The 17,976-nt window shown below is 55.0% G+C and carries 26 protein-coding genes; 2 read left to right on the top strand and 24 right to left on the bottom strand.

Features of this window, described 5'->3' with window-relative positions:
- Nucleotides 1-52: 52 nt before the first annotated feature.
- The 17 genes from AM329_RS21725 to AM329_RS21645 all read right to left on the bottom strand — a co-directional run bounded on the left by AM329_RS21725 (nucleotide 53) and on the right by AM329_RS21645 (nucleotide 10,203).
- Nucleotides 53-451, bottom strand: coding sequence for a tail fiber assembly protein (locus AM329_RS21725; protein WP_032610585.1), 399 nt, complete (start codon nucleotides 449-451; stop codon nucleotides 53-55).
- Nucleotides 451-2,187, bottom strand: a complete 1,737-nt coding sequence (locus AM329_RS21720; RefSeq protein ID WP_032610586.1) for a phage tail protein — start codon at nucleotides 2,185-2,187, stop codon at nucleotides 451-453. The genes AM329_RS21725 and AM329_RS21720 overlap by 1 nt, the downstream gene beginning before the upstream one ends.
- Nucleotides 2,184-2,789, bottom strand: a complete 606-nt coding sequence (locus tag AM329_RS21715; protein WP_032610588.1) for a phage tail protein I — start codon at nucleotides 2,787-2,789, stop codon at nucleotides 2,184-2,186. The genes AM329_RS21720 and AM329_RS21715 overlap by 4 nt, the downstream gene beginning before the upstream one ends.
- Nucleotides 2,782-3,690 carry a baseplate assembly protein gene (locus AM329_RS21710; protein ID WP_032610589.1) on the bottom strand — a complete coding sequence of 303 codons (909 nt, stop codon included), beginning with the start codon at nucleotides 3,688-3,690 and terminating at the stop codon, nucleotides 2,782-2,784. The genes AM329_RS21715 and AM329_RS21710 overlap by 8 nt, the downstream gene beginning before the upstream one ends.
- Entirely contained in the window at nucleotides 3,677-4,036 is a 360-nt protein-coding gene (locus tag AM329_RS21705; protein WP_039264785.1) for a GPW/gp25 family protein, read from the bottom strand. The genes AM329_RS21710 and AM329_RS21705 overlap by 14 nt, the downstream gene beginning before the upstream one ends.
- Nucleotides 4,033-4,611, bottom strand: coding sequence for a phage baseplate assembly protein V (locus tag AM329_RS21700; protein WP_014884896.1), 579 nt, complete (start codon nucleotides 4,609-4,611; stop codon nucleotides 4,033-4,035). Before AM329_RS21700 ends, AM329_RS21705 begins: the two co-directional genes overlap by 4 nt.
- Before the next feature lie 68 nt (nucleotides 4,612-4,679).
- Nucleotides 4,680-5,126: a phage virion morphogenesis protein gene (locus AM329_RS21695; protein ID WP_014884897.1), complete on the bottom strand. Its 447-nt coding sequence runs from the start codon at nucleotides 5,124-5,126 to the stop codon at nucleotides 4,680-4,682.
- The gene (locus tag AM329_RS21690; protein WP_014884898.1) at nucleotides 5,119-5,550 is read right to left on the bottom strand and encodes a phage tail protein; all 432 of its coding nucleotides are present in this window, start codon (nucleotides 5,548-5,550) and stop codon (nucleotides 5,119-5,121) included. The genes AM329_RS21695 and AM329_RS21690 overlap by 8 nt, the downstream gene beginning before the upstream one ends.
- Entirely contained in the window at nucleotides 5,513-5,761 is a 249-nt protein-coding gene (lysC, locus tag AM329_RS26155) for an Rz1-like lysis system protein LysC (RefSeq protein WP_226866662.1), read from the bottom strand. The genes AM329_RS21690 and lysC overlap by 38 nt, the downstream gene beginning before the upstream one ends.
- Entirely contained in the window at nucleotides 5,646-6,074 is a 429-nt protein-coding gene (gene lysB, locus AM329_RS21680; RefSeq protein WP_032610557.1) for an Rz-like lysis system protein LysB, read from the bottom strand. The genes lysC and lysB overlap by 116 nt, the downstream gene beginning before the upstream one ends.
- Nucleotides 6,071-6,586, bottom strand: a complete 516-nt coding sequence (locus tag AM329_RS21675; protein ID WP_032610558.1) for a lysozyme — start codon at nucleotides 6,584-6,586, stop codon at nucleotides 6,071-6,073. The genes lysB and AM329_RS21675 overlap by 4 nt, the downstream gene beginning before the upstream one ends.
- Nucleotides 6,567-6,782 (bottom strand): hypothetical protein, encoded by a 216-nt coding sequence (locus tag AM329_RS21670; protein ID WP_014884902.1) that lies wholly within the window; start codon nucleotides 6,780-6,782, stop codon nucleotides 6,567-6,569. The genes AM329_RS21675 and AM329_RS21670 overlap by 20 nt, the downstream gene beginning before the upstream one ends.
- Nucleotides 6,783-6,785: 3 nt before the next feature.
- Nucleotides 6,786-6,989, bottom strand: coding sequence for a tail protein X (locus tag AM329_RS21665; protein WP_000868184.1), 204 nt, complete (start codon nucleotides 6,987-6,989; stop codon nucleotides 6,786-6,788).
- Nucleotides 6,989-7,456, bottom strand: a complete 468-nt coding sequence (locus AM329_RS21660; RefSeq protein ID WP_014884903.1) for a head completion/stabilization protein — start codon at nucleotides 7,454-7,456, stop codon at nucleotides 6,989-6,991. The genes AM329_RS21665 and AM329_RS21660 overlap by 1 nt, the downstream gene beginning before the upstream one ends.
- A 98-nt stretch (nucleotides 7,457-7,554) precedes the next feature.
- Nucleotides 7,555-8,208, bottom strand: coding sequence for a phage terminase small subunit (gene gpM, locus AM329_RS21655; protein WP_006777754.1), 654 nt, complete (start codon nucleotides 8,206-8,208; stop codon nucleotides 7,555-7,557).
- A 3-nt stretch (nucleotides 8,209-8,211) separates the two neighbouring features.
- Nucleotides 8,212-9,360 (bottom strand): phage major capsid protein, P2 family, encoded by a 1,149-nt coding sequence (locus AM329_RS21650; RefSeq protein WP_014884904.1) that lies wholly within the window; start codon nucleotides 9,358-9,360, stop codon nucleotides 8,212-8,214.
- A 15-nt stretch (nucleotides 9,361-9,375) separates the two neighbouring features.
- Nucleotides 9,376-10,203 carry a GPO family capsid scaffolding protein gene (locus AM329_RS21645; protein ID WP_032610559.1) on the bottom strand — a complete coding sequence of 276 codons (828 nt, stop codon included), beginning with the start codon at nucleotides 10,201-10,203 and terminating at the stop codon, nucleotides 9,376-9,378.
- A gap of 149 nt (nucleotides 10,204-10,352) precedes the next feature.
- On the opposite strand from AM329_RS21645, the gene AM329_RS21640 reads away from it, so the two are divergent.
- Together AM329_RS21640 and AM329_RS21635 are read left to right on the top strand one after the other, a co-directional pair.
- Entirely contained in the window at nucleotides 10,353-12,116 is a 1,764-nt protein-coding gene (locus tag AM329_RS21640) for a terminase ATPase subunit family protein (RefSeq protein ID WP_032610561.1), read from the top strand.
- Nucleotides 12,116-13,165 (top strand): phage portal protein, encoded by a 1,050-nt coding sequence (locus AM329_RS21635; protein WP_032610563.1) that lies wholly within the window; start codon nucleotides 12,116-12,118, stop codon nucleotides 13,163-13,165. The genes AM329_RS21640 and AM329_RS21635 overlap by 1 nt, the downstream gene beginning before the upstream one ends.
- Before the next feature lie 87 nt (nucleotides 13,166-13,252).
- Here AM329_RS21635 and AM329_RS25910 read toward each other — a convergent pair whose 3' ends face one another.
- The 7 genes from AM329_RS25910 to AM329_RS21600 form a co-directional block, all read right to left on the bottom strand.
- Nucleotides 13,253-13,459 (bottom strand): hypothetical protein, encoded by a 207-nt coding sequence (locus AM329_RS25910; RefSeq protein WP_057979947.1) that lies wholly within the window; start codon nucleotides 13,457-13,459, stop codon nucleotides 13,253-13,255.
- Nucleotides 13,460-13,636: 177 nt separating this feature from the next.
- Complete coding sequence (locus AM329_RS21625) at nucleotides 13,637-13,870, bottom strand: DinI family protein (RefSeq protein ID WP_001217561.1); 234 nt, start codon at nucleotides 13,868-13,870, stop codon at nucleotides 13,637-13,639.
- A gap of 12 nt (nucleotides 13,871-13,882) precedes the next feature.
- Nucleotides 13,883-14,071 (bottom strand): hypothetical protein, encoded by a 189-nt coding sequence (locus tag AM329_RS21620; protein ID WP_032610566.1) that lies wholly within the window; start codon nucleotides 14,069-14,071, stop codon nucleotides 13,883-13,885.
- A 161-nt stretch (nucleotides 14,072-14,232) separates the two neighbouring features.
- Entirely contained in the window at nucleotides 14,233-16,626 is a 2,394-nt protein-coding gene (locus AM329_RS21615; RefSeq protein ID WP_032610567.1) for a replication endonuclease, read from the bottom strand.
- A complete protein-coding gene (locus AM329_RS21610) occupies nucleotides 16,623-17,474 on the bottom strand; it encodes a DNA adenine methylase (protein ID WP_032610569.1) in 852 nt (283 codons plus the stop codon). Before AM329_RS21610 ends, AM329_RS21615 begins: the two co-directional genes overlap by 4 nt.
- Nucleotides 17,471-17,698: a TraR/DksA family transcriptional regulator gene (locus tag AM329_RS21605; protein ID WP_032610570.1), complete on the bottom strand. Its 228-nt coding sequence runs from the start codon at nucleotides 17,696-17,698 to the stop codon at nucleotides 17,471-17,473. The genes AM329_RS21610 and AM329_RS21605 overlap by 4 nt, the downstream gene beginning before the upstream one ends.
- Nucleotides 17,698-17,931 carry a DUF2732 family protein gene (locus AM329_RS21600; RefSeq protein ID WP_032610571.1) on the bottom strand — a complete coding sequence of 78 codons (234 nt, stop codon included), beginning with the start codon at nucleotides 17,929-17,931 and terminating at the stop codon, nucleotides 17,698-17,700. The genes AM329_RS21605 and AM329_RS21600 overlap by 1 nt, the downstream gene beginning before the upstream one ends.
- Nucleotides 17,932-17,976: the final 45 nt, after the last annotated feature.

The following is a 17,976-nucleotide window of genomic DNA, read 5'->3' as shown; positions in this document are numbered from 1 at the left end:
GGGAATGACACAATGAAAGGGATAAAAAAATCCCCGCAAACGCGGGGCAGTTTCATTTTTCAGGGCTGCTGGGCCAGTTCACATCAGGTGCAGCAGATATATCTACCGCTCCCAGCGCATCAAGGTAATCAAGCCATTCATTAAATGACTGCTTATCTGCATCCGACAGGCGTCCTAGTGCCAGTTTCGAAGGCCACTGGTTGCTATCAATATAATTATTGGCATCGCTGATTAATGCCTGCTTCAGGATTTCAGCTTTCTGTACAAGCTCATCGTGAGTAGGTTCAGGCTCTGGTGGCGCGCTAAACTTCTCTCCGTCATAAGTCCAGCCAATACCCGCTGTTAGTCCTTCTAAATTAACCACAGTGTAATCGTCAAAAATATTTCCATTTTCATCCCAGATAACAACGTTTTCAACAACACCATTTTTGATTAACGCATAATTTTGCATCAGGCAAATTCCTCAATGATGACAATTCCGTTACTACCGTGTCCACCTGCCGTTGCTGAAGTGCCCTGTGCATACACAGTAACAGATCCGGCACCACCGGCGCCAAAGCCCCAACCATAACCGCCCTGTTGATTTCCGGTATAAGCCGAACCGCCAACTCCCAAAATTGAAGAACCGCCATGACCACCTTTAGCTGTCCCTGTGGATAAAGACATCTGACCACCGCCTCCCTCTCCCGGAATTGAAATAAAAATATCGGTTCCTGTGCATTCTTTTCCTGAATTGCTCAAATCAGATACAAGGCTGTTGTTAGCTGGTCCTGACGCCCCCATACCACCACCATTACCGCCTGGCGCTGTGATATAACTACCAAATGAGGACGAACCTCCGTCTGTTCCTGAACTTCCAGCAGAGCCAATTCCGGCACTCCCGACGATAACCGCGACAGATAATACTGAGGCGACATCAATCAATGTCGTTTCACCATAACTGCCACCTCCACCTCCACGCCCGGCTGCTAAATAGCCTGAAACGGTAGAGGCGGCAGCGCCACCACCTGCACCACCTGCGCCAACGAGCCTGACCTTAACAAACCTCGTACCTGCTGTTGGTGTGTATGTTCCACTCGAGGTGAATTTCTTAATACTGACGAGTCGACCAACCATCCCTGAAGAATTAACTAAACCAAGGTATTCGATAATCCCCGCGGCGGTCTTTCCCGACAAAGTTATCAGCGTGCTATCAAGAGGCTGTTTGCCTGCGAGGGCATTTGTCATGGTAGTTGCAAAGTTAGGATCGTTTCCTAACGCCGCCGCCAGCTCGTTCAGGGTATCAAGCGCCGCAGGTGATGAGCCAACAAGCGCAGCCAGAGCTGATTTTACGAAAGCAGTAGTGGCTATTTGCGTATTGTTGACAGTCTGCGCAGCCGTGGGGGCTGTCGGCGTTCCGGTCAGGGCCGGGCTTGCCAGTGGGGCTTTGAGCGCAAGCGCGTTATTAATGGTGGTGCTGAAATTAGGATCGTTGTTGATAGCCGCAGCAATTTCTTTCAGCGTGTCCAGTGTAGCCGGGGCACCATTCACCATGGCGATCAGAGCCGCTTGCACAAACGCAGTTGTGGCAAGCTGAGTGGTATTGTTACCTGCAGCTGCAGTCGGGGCTTTTGGGGTGCCGGTAAACGTCGGGCTGGCTTTTGGCGCATATTGCGTATGCGGATCAGCTGCAGCAAGATGCGCCGCCATCAGCTCATCTACATACACCTTCAGTTCCAGCACCTTGTCATCCACATATTTGCGGGTAGCCAGCACTACGGACGGGTCAATTTTCAGCGTAATGTTATCGGTGCTGCTGGTAATCAGTACCATGCGCACTGTTTGCGTGCGGCCGCTCCCTTCTGCCAGCTGCGGTTTGTAGCTCTCCGGGCAGTTTCCCACGGCGATCAGCGCGCCCGTTTCATCGAACAGCCCAACTTCACGAATCCACCAACCGCCCTCAGTTTCAGGAATCACCTGCTCAGCAATAATCTGGCTGCTGTTCTGCGGATCGATGTAAAGCATGTTCAGGTCAGCGCGCCGCTTTTCGGAAACCAGCTTCGTCTGTTGTGCGCTGGGAGTTGGAAGCACGCCGCCGCCATCCCCCACCGCCATCTGGGTAATTTTCAGCGGTACACCGAGCGCGGCAGCGCTTGCCAGTTTCGCCGCGCCAATATCCGTCAGCAGGGTATAAAATTTTGCGCTCATGGGTTCACTCTCATTGTGTCGATAACATGGACGGCGCCGGCCTCGTAGGCAGTGCCACCGGAAATGATGGTTTCGTTGATATACGGGTAAATCGTGATTTCTTCGCCGGTATAAGTGGCTGCTCCCACAAAATATGGCCCGCTCGTCTGCAGATTTATGGACATGCCGATCAGATGCCGACTGCAGGGTTTGGCGTCACCAATCAGGCGCTCCAGCTCCAGATAGGTTTCCTCTGTTATGCCCTGGTCCTGCACCCCAATATCCAGGCGAAACGTGCCCGGTGCCTCGCCGGTCTGCCACCATTCAATGATTCGGATCAGAAAGCCGAACGGCTCCACCACACGCCGCACCGCGCTGGTTGTGCCCTTGTGCTGATGAATATAAAACGCATCCTGTACCACACGGCGCTTCACGCTCTCCGCCCATCCTTCGTCCCAGCGATCAACCGAAAAGGCCCACGCCAGATACGGCAGAAACTTGACCGGGCATGTTGCCGGGTTCCATAAATCCCGCAGCGGCACCTGCAGATCGGAAATGCCGCTGCAGGTCTGAGCAAGTCGGCGCTCAAGCGGCGATGAGCCAGGAGGCAGCAGACTATTCATCCGTTCCCCCGTTGGTTACGCTCCATTCTGTACATGAAGCGGCTTGTGTCTTATCCAGCACCACATCAGCGAGCGGCGAGGCCAGCTCAACACGCTGCACACCTTCAACATGCAGCGCGGCATAAATAGCACTGCGGCGAATATCACGCCCCAGCCTCGTCTGGCTGGCGATATATTTCTGCAGGCTGGCTTTTGCCGCCTCCATCACCGGCTCAGCTTCTGGCCCCGGGTAAAGAAAGATCGTCGCATCCACGCTGTACGGAATGATTTCAGCGCTGCGCACCGTCAGACGGTCAGCAACCGGCCGCACGTTCTCACTGTTAAGCGCCTGTTCAACCACAGCCAGCAGATCCGCCGCAGCCGTTCCGTCGCCCTCACGGCTCAGCACGGTAAGCACCACCTCAGCCGGGGCCGGGCTGGTTGCGCTGGCGTCAGCCACTCGCCCGTCAGCGCTTTTAGCGTGAAACTCGTAAGCTCCCGTTGGGCCTGCAACTGACAGCCCTTCAAAAGCTGCAGGAACACGCTGACGCAGAGCCTCATCACTTTCCATCACGGCAGCAACCGGCGGTACCGCGTCGTTATCTGCAGGAATAACCGTCAGACGTTTTACGTTGCAGTTACCGGCCAGCTGATCGAGATCACTCCCCATGGAATAAGCCACCATGACCGCCTGCGCCGCCTCGTTAATGCGCTGACGCAGGAGGATTTCACGATACGCATTTTCCTGCAGGAGCTTGGTCACGGGTTCAGACTCCAGCTCAAGCGTGCGCCTTACCGCGTCCTGCTCGTCTGCCGGATAAAGGGCTACAAACGCGGCTTTCCGTTCGTTTAGCAGCGTTTCAAAATCCGGCACATCCACTATCTGCGGGGCGGGCAGCTGGGAAAGGTCAATGACTGCCATTGTCTGCTCCTGTTGATACCGAAAGAGAAACAGGCGCGCCGTTATCACGCTGCCCGGTAAGCTCAACCACCATCGAACCATCAAAACTGCTGTTTATGGTGATGGAATCTAGGGTAAGCCGTGGCTCCCAGCGACTCAGAGCCACATAGACCGCAGACATAACCTGCAGGCGCAGCGCCGGGTTCTGCGGCTGGTCTATCAGTTCAGACAGAAGCGAGCCGTATTCCCTCCGGGCAATGCGGCTCCCCTGCGGGGTCAGCAGAATATCCCGGACCGACTGGCACAGGTGGTCCGTGTCGGTAATGGCCTTGCCGTTGCCCTGACTCATGCCGATATACAGCGTCATACCGGACCTCCCGATGTATCACCACCGGATTTAACGCCGGTATGACCGTGTTTATCGACTACGATCCCGTTAGAACTCATGGCGCCGCCGCCCTGGGTGACGCCACCATTGATCACCACTTCGCTGTTTATGCGCGTGTTGCTTGCTTCCACCACAAATTCCCCCGTTTTCAGGGTTATGTTATCTGCAGCCTCGATCACCATGGATTTGATGCCCCGCACATGCCAGCGGCCGGTCGCTGGTTCATATTCAAACCAGCCACCGTCCGGGTATTCCGTTACGCAGCCGTCCACAGAGTCCGACGGCGGGGCGAACTGGTTGGAATAGATCGCAGGTAAGGCAAAAGCGGTTTCCAGATTGCCGCCCATACTCAGCACCACCACCTGCTCATCCGGCGACGGGCACCACCATGTACGGGCACCGCCTGCGCGCAGTGTCAGCCAGTTAATCCAGTTGGTTTCAAGCTCGCCCACTTTCACCCGGCACAGCCAGTTTTCCCGGTCCACTTCGGTTACGGTGCCGGTGCGGATCAGGTTGGTGATAAGGCGCATGATTTCGGTTAGTTGTGCGTTCATAACGAAAGGTTGCCATCAGAGGGAAAAGGGAGGCAGCGTTAGGTTTTGTGCCGTCCGTGACACAAATTTCACTCCGACAGCCAGCGCAACAGCGTGTCACGGGTGATGGTTTCCACCTCATCATTCACGCCCAAAAGACGGCGTGCCGGGTACCGGGCCTCCGGGCCGTTGCGTCTGACTCGATCACGCAGACCATAATGGTGAACACGGGCGATGCGCTGGACTTTCCCATCAAACTGCACGCTGGCAGAGTCCGCAGTGGCTGCGGTTTTCAGGTATTTAGTGGTGCGCAATTTGGCGAACATCTGGCGCTTGATGCGCCCCTTTTTACTTCTGGCCGTCACCCGGCGCGGCTCAAAGGTGGTGCCGTCTGGATTACGCTGCAGCCTGATATTTTGCTGTTGCGACCGGCGCAGCTCCTGCGCCAGTTGTCGCATCATACGGTTGCGGGCTGCCGGTTCCAGATTCGCCAGCAGGGCCGCCAGCCAGTCATCCACCCTCTGCAGGTCATCCACGTTTCACCGTCCACATTTCTTCGGGTACGTCGGGTTCCGGCACCGCTTCAACGCTCGATACGGTGCCGTCTGTGCTGACAATCACGCGCTCCGTTAGCTGCAGATTGAGGCTGATATCACACAGATCATTGCTCAGGATATCGACGTCAAAGGTAAAAAGTTTTTCGCGCAGCTCCGGGTTGTTGATAGCGTCCGGTTGATTGGTCATTAACCAGAGCAATACGGGCGCCATCACTAAATTCTGGTTGCCGCTAAAATCTTCAATCACCACGTTCAGGGTGTAGCGGTATTCCCATGACATTGAACGGGCGCCGGTTGCAACCAGCGAACCGTTATCAACAAAAAGGTGCAGTTTGTCCGGGTTGTCACGGACATACGCCACCGATTTATTCAGGGCGTTGCGTAAGGACTGCGGCTTGTTCACTGTCTTGCTCCTGACACGCTATGATCGTGTCCACTTTGTCGGCACATACCGCCCAGGCGGCCTCAGTCTCATCCAGCACCTGGTTCAAATCCCCATTACTGCGCGGCGCTGACCTGTCCAGGCGGCACTGCGTCACTTTTGGACAACCACTCACGGTAAGCTGCACCTCCGGCGAGGGCCGGGCGGTCCCGCAGCCGGATAATGTCAGCAGGCAAAGGAGTGTCAGCCCAGCGGCGTAAATCCTCGTTTTCACGTTTTAGCTCCTCGATCCGGCGCTGGCGGCTCCGCAACAGCGCGGAAGTCTCCTCCGCTGCAGCATAAAGTTGCATCTGCGCCCGGCTGTTGGTTTCAGTAAGAATGGACAGGCTGATGAGCTGGCTGTTTTTCTTCGCCAGCTCCTGCTTGTTCTTTTTAAGCGCCGCAGCCTGCGTCCCGATGGTGTGACCGGCATTGTTAAGCCGCCATGACTGCCAGCCCAGCAATGCCAGCACCAGAGCCAGGATCACCGCCAGCGCGCGCGTCATGCCCCTGCCCCTTTAAGACACCAGGCAAGCTCACGGGCGCGCCGGTTTTCCAGCCCTTTATTCCGTTGACCATTTACATAAACCCAGCGGGGGAGCTGGTTGCACGCCTGCCACCATTGCTGGCGATTGATGTAAGAAACCATTGTTGACCGGCAGATTGCCCCCGTTCCGACATTGAAACCGATACTCATCAGGGCATCGTAAACATGCTGAGGTGGCTTAACCTGCAGGCAGGCTTCAATCCTTTTTTCCGTCAGCAACACGTTATTAATCAGCCCCTGCGCGGCCTGTCGCTCCGTTATGGTTTTGCCCGGTACTACCCCGGACGTATTGCCGATCCCGTCAGTCCATACCCCGGCGCTGCACTGGTATGGCTGGAGGCGACACCCTTCGAAATCAGCAATCAGTTTCAGCCCCTCGACGGAGGTATGAAGCGACTGAAAACCCGGCAGCGTGGCGGCAATCGCCAGCACCGCGCCGACCAGGCAACGCTTAACGATTGAAGGACTCATATTCCCCCCTGGATATTCTGCCGTCCCGCAGCAGCTGGTAGGCTTTCCAGCGTAAATAACAGGTCACCGCTGCAGTAATAATCCCCAGCGCAAGACCGGTGATGGTCGACACATCTTTAAGAGACAAATCGCCGAGCCATGCCAGAAGCAGGGCAACGCAGTAAGTGATAAAGGCGCTGATTCGTTCAAGCGTCATAGTTCAGTCCCATAACTGGACAGTCTGCGCAGTGGTTGACGCCGTAATGTCCGGCAGCTCCACCTGCAGCCCGTGCGGTAAAAAGGGGCCATATTCAGCCAGCCCCGGATTCGCCTGCAGCACCTGTTCAGTGACTCCCTGCGTGCGCCCGTAATGGCGCCAGCAGAGTGCGTCCACCGTGTCATACTGATGCGCACGCACTTTCATCAAATCAGCTCCACCGTCATATGCGGCATATCGCGCAGGCGGGACTCCGCCCAGCGCACATCGCGCCACAGCTCGCCTAAGGTTGTTTCGATATCTTCAGCTTTCTTGCTTCCGTCGCCGGTTGCGTCAAAATCGCGATAGCGCTCAACCAGGTTTGCTTTTGCCCAGCAAAACACCGCACGGCGATACAGCATGAGCCGCTGGCTTTCGCCGTCGATCACATCTGCAGGGACGTCGGCCAGGCTCGCATACCCCTGCGCCCGTTGTTTCTCGCGGAACTCATAAAGATCGGCGTTAACTTCAGCAATCGCTGTCAGTAACGCCAGACGCAGGCGCGGATCGGTGACACTCCCATCCATGCGCATATCACGGCGGAACTCTGAAACCCTGACATCAGGCCAGAAACTGGTGTTTTTAATAACGTCCTGGGTACTTTCCCCGGCCTGTTCCGGCGAAACGAATTGCATATTTCTGGCACTCCCAAATAGTTGGGCGGTGGACGGGGTTTTGACGCGGCATAAAGCCTGTCGCCACCCCGTGCCGCCCCGCGCGTTGGCACGATTCGTTAAGCCGACATTGCCTGTCGCAATCGGCTTTCAAGCTTGTTGATTTCGGTTTTGACGCCAGAACTGTTATCCAGCTGCAGGGCACGCTTCAGATGGTTAAGTGCCGCCACTGCCTGATCGTTATCCCGCAGCGCGTAGCCCATCGCCTTATGAAGTCGGGCGCGGGACTGATCCGGCATATCCTGACCTTCAACGATATCGAGCACCTGGGTAAGAATGGCGGCACTGAATGATTCACCGGCAGAAAAAGCGCGCATTGCCGCGTCGGCAAACTCTTCCGCAACAGCGGTCCCGCAGGTCCGGTTGAATCGCTGCGGCAGGACCCAGCCGTGTTTAATGGCATGGCGGGCAATGTCCAGCGCGCCGGTATAGTCTCCGGCATCAATGCGCCAGATCATGACGTACATCGCCACGTCGTCCTGGCCTGACGCGTCAGCATCCAGTAAACCGGCAATCCATGAGGCATAAGCGGGAAGAAACTCACGTTTGAGCTGAGCCTTGCGCTCATTTGACTGGACGGTTTTAAGGCGCCTGCGGTGTTCTGTCAGCTGTAACAGCATCTGGTTGTAGCCCGTCAGGCTGGCATTACTGCCGCCCTGCCGGGCGGCATCCTGTGCCTGTACATACTGAGTGTGAGCACGGAACGGATTCATTTATCACGCTCCGGCGCCAGCACCGCCAGCTGCCTGCGCATCAAGCGCGCCTTTCACCGCTGCCGTGACGATTTCCTGGATGGTTTCAGTTGTCAGCGCTGGGCTGGCATTGCCACCTGCCTGCACGGGCAACAGTTCGATGTTCTCAACCAGGCAAACGCCGTCGTAATCTTCGACAACATACGCCTCGTTAACGGACTCGAAGTTCTCCACGCGGTCACGCTTCGGATTGTCGATGACCGAACGGCGGCGGGAGCCTGATTGCCAGTAAATAGACAGGTTATCCAGGCGGGTGATCAGCATGGCATTCGCCGGGAAGAACGGCGCACGAACGGCCGGGAGGTTGCCGATACGCTTCTGGCTGACTATAAGATCTGCCGCCAGCGCTTCGCTGTTTGGCTGGTCACGGTTGACGATCGGGAAATATTTATCCGCCAGCAACTGGCGCCCGACGATAACCACAAGCTCCGTATCTTCCTGATACCACGGCGCGATTTTCTCATTAACGGCGCCCATAACCAGCGCGTCCAGATTCAGGAAATCACCGCCTTTACCGACACGGATAGTCTGAGAAATAACTTCGCCTTCGGACACGATCTTATCCATCACCTGAACGGGTTTCTCCTGGCGGATTTTTTCCAGCCAGCCGATATTCACATCCTGCAGCAGTGGATAGGTCGCGCGGTCAGACGTTTTTTCACGCTTCACGCCGTTGAAGCCGATCATGATGCGGTCAAGCGCCTGGCGGGTAATGATGGCGTCACGGATGCGCGTCTGGAAGTCCTGGAATTTGGCCCATAAATCCAGCTTCGCATAGGGCAGCGCCGTATCAGAGTTGGTCTGGGTACACTTGTACCCTTCACCGTCGATGTAAGTCGGATCAACGGGTTCACGGTCTTTCTGGGTGGTATCAGTATTTCCGGCAATACTGGAACCAATACCCAGCCCCAGACGCTCGCCGGACTGCTCATCAACCGGGATAATGTTGATTTTCTGCAGGAACGAGGAAGACTCCTGGATTTTCGTTTCCAGCGTCTGCGCCACTGACGGCTCAGCCGTATATTTCGAGGCGATATCGCTCACAGATACGCCGTTGAGTTTGGCGAGCTGCGTCAGATAGCCGTTGAATTTAAAACGTGTCTCTTTTTTCATTGTGCTTTTGCTCCGTCAGCAATCGGTGGTTTGTTCTGCGCCGTTATTACCGGTCGCATTAGGGCGGCGTTCGCTGCGGCTGTCCTGAGTGGAAAGCTGCTCACGCAGGGTGGAGAGTGCGCTGGTTGTCTCATCAACAACCTTTTGCATATCGCTCAGCTTGTTACTGAAATCGGTCTGATGGGTGCTGACCTGCTCCGCCAGCGTCTGATGCTCACGCGCGATAGTTTCAACAGCCTGATTCACATCAGCAAAGCGGGCGTTATCATCGGCGCCTTTGCGGGACAGCAGCTCTTTAACGCGGGTAAACAGGCTGGTTTTTTCCGGCACGTCCACAAACTCGATCAGCGTTTCAACAGCAGCGGTAAACAGGTTGTCTTTGTCCAGCTTGCGGCGCGCCAGTGGGTTATGTTCTGCGCTGGCACTGAACTGCAGCATTTCAGTACCGAGGCTTGCCGGATCGTCAGTAATCGCCAGGCCAACCAGATAAGCGGAGCCGGTATCGGCAAAGCTGGTGTTAACTTCCATTGAGGTGAAAAGCTTCTGCCAGTTGCTAGTCATCGTGACCAGATCGTCAGTCGGGGCAATCCAGCCATACAGCGCCATTTTCCCGGATAATGCCCCTTCGGTGATTTCTTCCGCTTCCAGCTTTTCCACCATGCCAAAACGACGGAAAGGCCCATCAGGGGTGAAGCCCTTGATGTGTTCCATATTGATCAGCGCGGTGTATACCTGCGGGTTATAGCTCGCCGCCATCTGGGTGAGCCATTCACGCTCAATAACGCGCCCGTCAGTAGTGGCCCCTTCGACCCCAATACGAAAACGCTTAGATTTTTTTGCCATCGGTCCGGCTCCGGTTAGTTAGTTCGTAACACGTTCAGAGCCTTATGTTTGCGGTGATGGGCGCGTGTAAACAACGCGTTGGGCTTGTGCGAACTCCCACACAATGCGAAGCCGGGGAAAGTGCTGATTTGAGGCCGTATGTTTGTGCCATGACAACACTGACCCCCGCAGACCTCGATCCCCGTCGTCAGGCAATGCTGATGTACTTTCAGGGATACCGCGTAGCCCGCATTGCTGAAATGCTGGGCGAGAAAGTTGCAACCGTTCACAGCTGGAAAAAACGCGATAAGTGGGGCGAATATGGCCCACTGGATCAGATGCAGCTCACCACCGCCGCACGTTACTGCCAGCTCGTCATGAAGGAGCAGAAGGAAGGAAAGGATTTTAAAGAAATTGACCTGCTGGCGCGTCAGTCCGAACGACAGGCCAGAATCGGCAAATTTAACAATGGCGGGAATGAAGCAGACCTGAATCCGAACGTGGCGAACCGCAATAAAGGTCCGCGCAAGCCGCCGGAAAAAAACCTGTTTACCGACGAACAGATCGAAAAGCTGGAAGAGATTTTCCGCGCCGGTATGTTCGAGTACCAGCGCCACTGGTGGGACGCTGGCATCAAGCACCGTATCCGCAACCTCTTAAAGTCACGCCAGATCGGTGCAACCTACTATTTCGCCCGTGAAGCGTTGATAGACGCCCTGACCACGGGCCGAAATCAAATCTTTCTGTCAGCGAGTAAAGCTCAGGCACACGTTTTTAAACAGTACATCATCGACTTCGCAAAAGAGGTGGATGTTGAGCTGAAAGGCGATCCGATGGTGCTGCCTAACGGCGCCTGTCTTTACTTCCTCGGTACAAATGCCCGTACCGCGCAGAGCTATCACGGCAATCTGTATCTTGATGAGTATTTCTGGATACCGAAATTCCAGGAGCTGCGCAAGGTGGCCTCCGGTATGGCGCTGCACAAAAAATGGCGTCAGACCTATTTCTCAACACCTTCCAGCCTGACGCACAGCGCCTACCCGTTCTGGTCTGGTGTCCTGTTCAATAAAGGGCGCCCGAAAGCCGACAGGGTAGAATTTGACCTTTCTCACAGTAGCCTGGCGCACGGCGTTTTATGCCCTGATGGCCAGTACCGCCAGATAGTCACCATTGAAGATGCCGTAAACGGCGGGTGTAACCTTTTCGACCTGGACCAGCTGCGCCTGGAGTACAGCCCGGACGAATACAACAACCTGCTGATGTGTCAGTTTGTTGACGACCTGGCGTCCGTGTTCCCGCTGGCCTTGCTGCAGTCCTGCATGGTTGACAGCTGGGATGTCTGGGACGATTTCGAACCGCTTTTACTGCGTCCGTTTGCATACCACCCTGTCTGGATCGGCTATGACCCGGCAAAAGGAACTCAGAACGGTGACAGCGCCGGTTGCGTGGTCATCGCGCCTCCCGTCGTCCCCGGCGGTAAATTCCGTATCCTTGAGCGTCACCAGTGGCGCGGGATGGACTTTCGCGCCCAGGCCTCAGCGATTGAGGAAATCACCAGACGCTACAACGTGACCTATATCGGCATTGACTCGACCGGCGTTGGCGATGGCGTTTACAAAACGGTTAAGCAGTTTTTCCCTGCCGCGCGTGAGTTTGTCTACAACCCAACCGTAAAAAATGCACTGGTGCTTAAAGCCTACGACATCATCAGCGGGCGCCGTCTGGAGTTTGACGCGGGGATGCTGGATATCGCGCAGTCCTTTATGTCCATTCGCCGTTCAACCACCGCCAGCGGCAACCGGCCAACCTACGAAGCAGCCCGCACAGAGGAAGCCAGCCACGCGGATTTAGCCTGGGCAACCATGCACGCACTTTATAACGAACCACTGGCAGGAGCTTCCGCCAGTACCAGCAACATCGTGGAGATTTTTTAATGGCTAACCGCAAAAACCGCAGCAAGGCACCGCGCGGCCAGACCGCCACCGATACGGCCAACATGGTCAGTAATGCACATGCGGAGGCGTTTACATTTGGCGATCCGATCCCCGTGATGGACCGCCGGGAGTTATTTGATTACCTGGAGTGCGTGCAGGTAGACCGCTGGTACGAACCACCGATCAGCATGGATGGCCTGGCGCGAACTTACCGCGCCGCCGTGCATCACTCCAGCGCTATTCAGGTAAAACGCAATATTCTTACCAGTACCTTCATCCCTCACCGCTGGCTGTCTAAGCAAGCCTTTTCCCGGTTCGCCCAGGACTTTCTGGTATTCGGTAATGCCTACCTTGAAAAACGCATGAACAGGTTAGGGCAGATCATGGAGCTGCGCGCCTCGCTTGCCAAATATACCCGTCGTGGCATTGACCAGGACACCTACTGGTTTGCACAGTATGGCTACAACTCGCAGCCCTATCAGTTCGATGAGGGAAGCGTGTTTCATCTGATGGAACCCGACGTTAACCAGGAGCTTTACGGGATGCCGGAATACCTCTCCGCCATTCCCTCCGCCCTGCTGAATGAATCGGCCACGCTCTTTCGCCGTAAATATTACCTTAACGGTAGCCATGCTGGTTTCATCATGTACATGAGCGACCCCGCCGCCGATCAGAAAGACGTGGACAACATACGCGAAGCACTTAAAAAATCGAAAGGGCCAGGCAACTTCCGCAACCTGTTTATGTACAGCCCGAACGGCAAGAAAGACGGCATTCAGATCATCCCGCTGTCAGAAGTCGCAGCGAAAGATGAGTTTCTTAACATCAAGAATGTGAGCCGTGATGACATGCTGGCAGCTCACCGCGTGCCGCCGCAGCTGATGGGGATTATTCCAACGAATACCGGCGGGTTTGGCGATGTGGAAAAAGCGGCGCGCGTTTTCGTTCGCAACGAACTTACCCCCCTGCAGGGCCGCATCAAAGAAGTTAACGAGTGGCTGGGTGATGAGGTGATACGCTTTGACCCCTACCTGACCGATGAAGACTGACGCCTACCTGGCCAACCTTTGATATCAACCGCCCTTCCCCGGGCGGTTTTTTTATTCCCTTATGCCCTGCCTCACCATCAGAGCGCCTCAGCGCCTCGCTGAGCGGTCCTGCGCTTTCGCCATCTGGCAGCTCACGACGAAACGCAGCGTCTCACCACGGCGCAGGCGCTCACGACCAGCCCCCCATAAAATGGCCATGCCCGCCAGACATTGAGGCGCCAAAACCACGATTAACACCAAAACCGCGCGCTCGTAGCCCCGCCACGCCTGCCCGCTTTGTGTAGTGGTTTTCATGCACCTGCATGACATAAGCAAAAGCCCGCCAGTTCTGGCGGGCCTCAGCAAAAACGATCCTCAAACGATCATGCGATTTCATGCGGCATAGTCATGCACAACAGCACTAACGCCTCGCGTGGCTCGTTGTTCAACCTTGCGGACGGTAAAAACCAGTTTTATCGTCCGCAACGTTCCCTAATGTAACCAGCTGTCGTCCTCCCAGACCTGCTGCATTATTTCCATCACCCGCTTTTTGTCTTCATCCAGTTTTAACCCGCTCAGCTCAACGCCGTTGGCGCTGCCCTTACGGATACGAATTGCTGTTTTGGGATACAGAGGGCGCAAATTACGGTAAAGCTCGGATTCAAGGGCGTCCAGTGTAGCCTGGCTAATCTTCTGCTCTTTATCGATCATTATTTCAATGCGCATACAGATTCACCTCTAACTTGAAACGCCCATGGCTCGGCTGTACTCATGATTCCTGATTTTTTCCATCAGCTCATCGGTCAGTTCGGACACCCACTGGATAGCCAGCCGCTTTTCTTCGTCGCTGCACTCACTAGCCGCTACAAGCTTGATAAAAAAATCAATGCGCTGGAGCTTCAATGACTCCAAAAGATAATCCTGCATTTTCCCTCCTATCACTACCTCGGATACACAACAACTGTATATATATCCACTGTTTATAATTACAGTATAGTAGGGATTTGCGAATGTAAACCGTTTTTTATCGGTCAATTAGATCGCTCTGATGCGGATCAATAAGAGCAAGAATTGTTAAAGCTGCGGCATCAGTACCACTGACGCCATTTGTCATCTTCCTGCAGACGGTGGTTGCGGTAAAAAATACGCAGCCCGGCACCTGACGGAATACTGCCGCCGCGCAGAAGCAGGTCAATCTCTGACTCGCTACCACCGAACCCTCTGGAACTCAGTTCTGCCTCAAGCTGCAGGCGCTGCTGATCCGAAATAGTCTGTTTATATGCTTTTTTCCGCTTCGGTTTTACCAGCCTTAGCCTGGCTGTCAGCTCCCGCCGTTCCTTCTGGCCCATGTTGTGGAGATATTCCTGCAGCTCCTTCTCATTCATGGTTTTAATCTCGGGTAAACCCCCCCCTGATTTGTTCAGATTTTCAACAGGGGGACAGTTATTGCCACGAGTCCAAGGGGCGCAAGCGCCCTGGTCGGCTTCCGCCTCCTGAACGTCAACGGCCTTGCGAACCTTTTTCCACTTCACCGCGTGCGTGCAAATCTTGCCCTCTGCAATCGGGGACCAGATACCATAGATACGGATACCGTGATCGCCGTAGGCGCTCGGTTCGTCGTTAAGCTCATAAGCTGTGCGGACAAGGTGATGTTTGCGGGGAACCAGCACACCGCCCTGCTTCATGATGTAGGTGGCAAAGCAGCCCGCATCAGCTGCCGCCAGCACCGCATCCAGACGCGGGTTATCCAGTACTGGTGCGCCCGCTTTGCGTTCACCCTGCACTCTCGCCGCCTGACCAGCCAGCAAGCGCAGCTCTCGGTATGCCTGACGCCCCGGAATACCAAAGAAACGGAACTGCTGGACACGATGCAGTGACGCCCAGGCGCTGACATGCTCGGCGCTGTCACGCAGTGATCTGCCGGTTTCTTTGCTGATTTCTTTAGCCAGCCCCCGCCCGTCAATGTTCTTGCTGATGTATTTGGCAATGTAGCTGGTCGGCGTGCCCTTGCGCGGGTTGATTAGCTCGGACTTGAAGCGCGGCCCCGTATTGGTGCCCAGCTCCTCGCGGTCTTCACGGATGGCAAACTTGCGCAGCATCGCAGTGATGGAACGGCGGTCTTTTTTGCGCATGAAGCACAGAAGATGCCAGTGCACGGTGCCGTCATGGTGCGGCTCTGCCACGCGGACGCCATACCAGCGCAGCCCGGCCTTGTGCATGGCCTTGCGGAAAGCGGCGAATGTATCAACCAGATAGTCACTGCTCTGCCTGACAGTGGCACTGGTCCACTTCGGATTAGGTCTGCCGTTGTTAAGGGTTGCGTGGAAGCGTGACGGGCAGGTGATGGTATAAAACACCGCACAGTCTCCGCGCATTTCCGCGATCAGCTCCAGCCCCTTAACACAGGCCATCATTTCATTACGGCGGTGTGCCGGGTTGCTGTTGCTGGCGTTCACCACGTCTTCCATGTCCAGCGTATCGCCGTCTTCATTGATCAGCTCATGCGAGCGGAAGAACTCCAGCGATTTGCGGCGCTGCTCGCGTTTGTGGATCACGGCTTCATAGCTGACATACGGGGACGCTTTTTTGTTGACCAGGCAGACAGCGCGCAGCTGTTCTTCCCGCCATTCACACCGCATCCGCCACAGCTTGCGATACCACCAGTCCGCGCAAAGCATACGGGCAAGCGAGCCCGGAATAAGCTCGTATGGGACCGGCTTACGGCGGTGCTTTTTACGGCGCAGCTGCTCGAAAGCAGGCGGGATAATATCAAGGCGCATGGCCTCAGCGGCCACCCTTTCCCATGACCGGCGGATCTCTTCCGGCGTAACGTTTTCATCCGTAAACAGCTCACCGCAGGCAGCATCCAGACACATGCTCATGTGTGCCGCCACCAGGGTAGATAACCGCTTGACCTGCTCCTGGAACATTTCCGGCAGGACCAGCAGGCCCTCCAGCCCGTCGTGGCTTGCCATAAAACGGAACGAGGCAGAAACCTGGCTGGTACGCACGCGCTCCAGGCGTTCAAGGCACGCCCTGATAGTTTCACGCAGATAGCGGGAATATGCCTTCGGCTTGCCCAGGCCCTCGAAATATTTAATCCGTTCAAGCAGCGGCTTACTGATATGCGCCGGTTGGGCGCTCACGTCAGCAACGATGACCAGATCGGGGTTGAATTTCTGCTGCTCGCGGGCCATTTTGGCGCGGCTTATCAGCTGATCCTGCTCCATTTCTCGCTGAACAGGATCACGGGATTCATTGTAGAAATAGCGTTCCCAGACCTCATTACTCAGGGCCTCGCGGCGCAGCTGCTCCTGCTCGTTATCCGCAACATAGAGAGTAATCAGGTTTGAAAGCGCAGAAACCGGCGCTTCTTCCGCCGGGTCCATGTAGGGGTTAATCGCCTTTTTAGGTACATTCCAGGCAAAAGCAGCGGCAGAATCTTCTGCACCGCCGTGCTTTTCAACTTCGTGATGACTCACGCGCGCACCTCATGCACGACCGAGTAATCAGGGCCGCCAGCTGGATCAAAGCCAGCCCATACTTTCGGTTTGAGTACAGCAATCAGTTCGTCTGCGGTTTTCCCTTCGCCTGCAGCAATACCAATGCTGCGTTTTACGTTAATACGGTTATGAGTGAAATTGCGATACAGGGAACGAGTCAGGAAAGTGTCGCTGTTCGAAACGATGACCGGATGGCCTTCTGATGCACGGCGCTCAAGAATAGAGGCCAGATGATACTGATCGTCCTCAGTAAAACCGGCAGTGTGATAGCCACTGAAAGTACCGTCATAAGGCGGATCGCAATAAATAACATCCCCAGGCACTAATAATGCCAAAGTTTCGTCATAGCTGGCGCAAATGAACGTGGCGCGGGTAGCTTTTTCAGCAAAAGCGCGTATTTCATTTTCAGGAAAATACGGTTTTTTATAATTACCGTAAGGGACGTTAAACTCACCCTTTTTGTTATAACGGCAAAGACCACGGTAACAGTGGCGATTTAAGAATAAAAACAGCGGCGCGCGCCATTCAGGGTCTTTATCATGATTGAATGAATCCCGGCTATCATAATAACCATCTTCACTATTGAATATTTTAAACAGATGTTTGGCACGCTCAATAAAATCTGATGCGTTTGTTGCTATCTCCCGATATAGATTTATTAAATCAGGGTTAATATCCGCGACAAGATAATGAGGATAGTCTGTCGCCATCATTACAGCGCATGAACCCGCGAAAGGTTCAACCAGTCGCGGGCCAGCAGGAAGGTGCTTAATCAGTTCCGGCATGATGGCGGTTTTATTTCCCGCCCATTTCAGGATAGTGCTCATACAACACCTCCGTTGTAGTGTTTGCCTTTAAGCTCTGAAATTTCCTGACAGGTGACGCAGCACTGCACGCCCGGAATGGCGCGGCGGCGAGCTGGCGGGATCGGCGCATCGCAATCAATGCAGAGAACACGGGAAACGCCCGGCGTTTTATTTCGGGCGGTGTGGATGTGGCGCTGGCGTTCTTCTTCAACGCGCTGCTGTACAAGGCCCATTGAATCAGCCATCAGTGAATCTCCTGCGCTTCGTTCTGAATCTTCACCGCTTCCTGACGTAGCAGCTCATCCGCTTCCGTGTGGTTAAGCTGACGTGACACGATACGAGCAGCTAAAGAATCCAGACGTGCAGCCATCACATCTGCGCGTCCCCGGCGTTCTTCTTTGCGTGCCTCAGTCAGCAACAGGTTGAGTCCAGCATCATCTGGTCCGGTTTTAGTGGTACGGGTTTCGATATTTCGCATAGTTGTTTCTCCTGAATTTGGGCAATAAGAAGCCCGGCGGGTTTA

Origin of the sequence: Enterobacter cloacae complex sp. AR_0002 (genome assembly GCF_001922365.1) — a bacterium.
GTDB lineage: Bacteria > Pseudomonadota > Gammaproteobacteria > Enterobacterales > Enterobacteriaceae > Enterobacter > Enterobacter hormaechei_C.
Note: the sequence above shows the minus strand (reverse complement) of the source record. Positions and strands in the feature narration are given on the sequence as shown.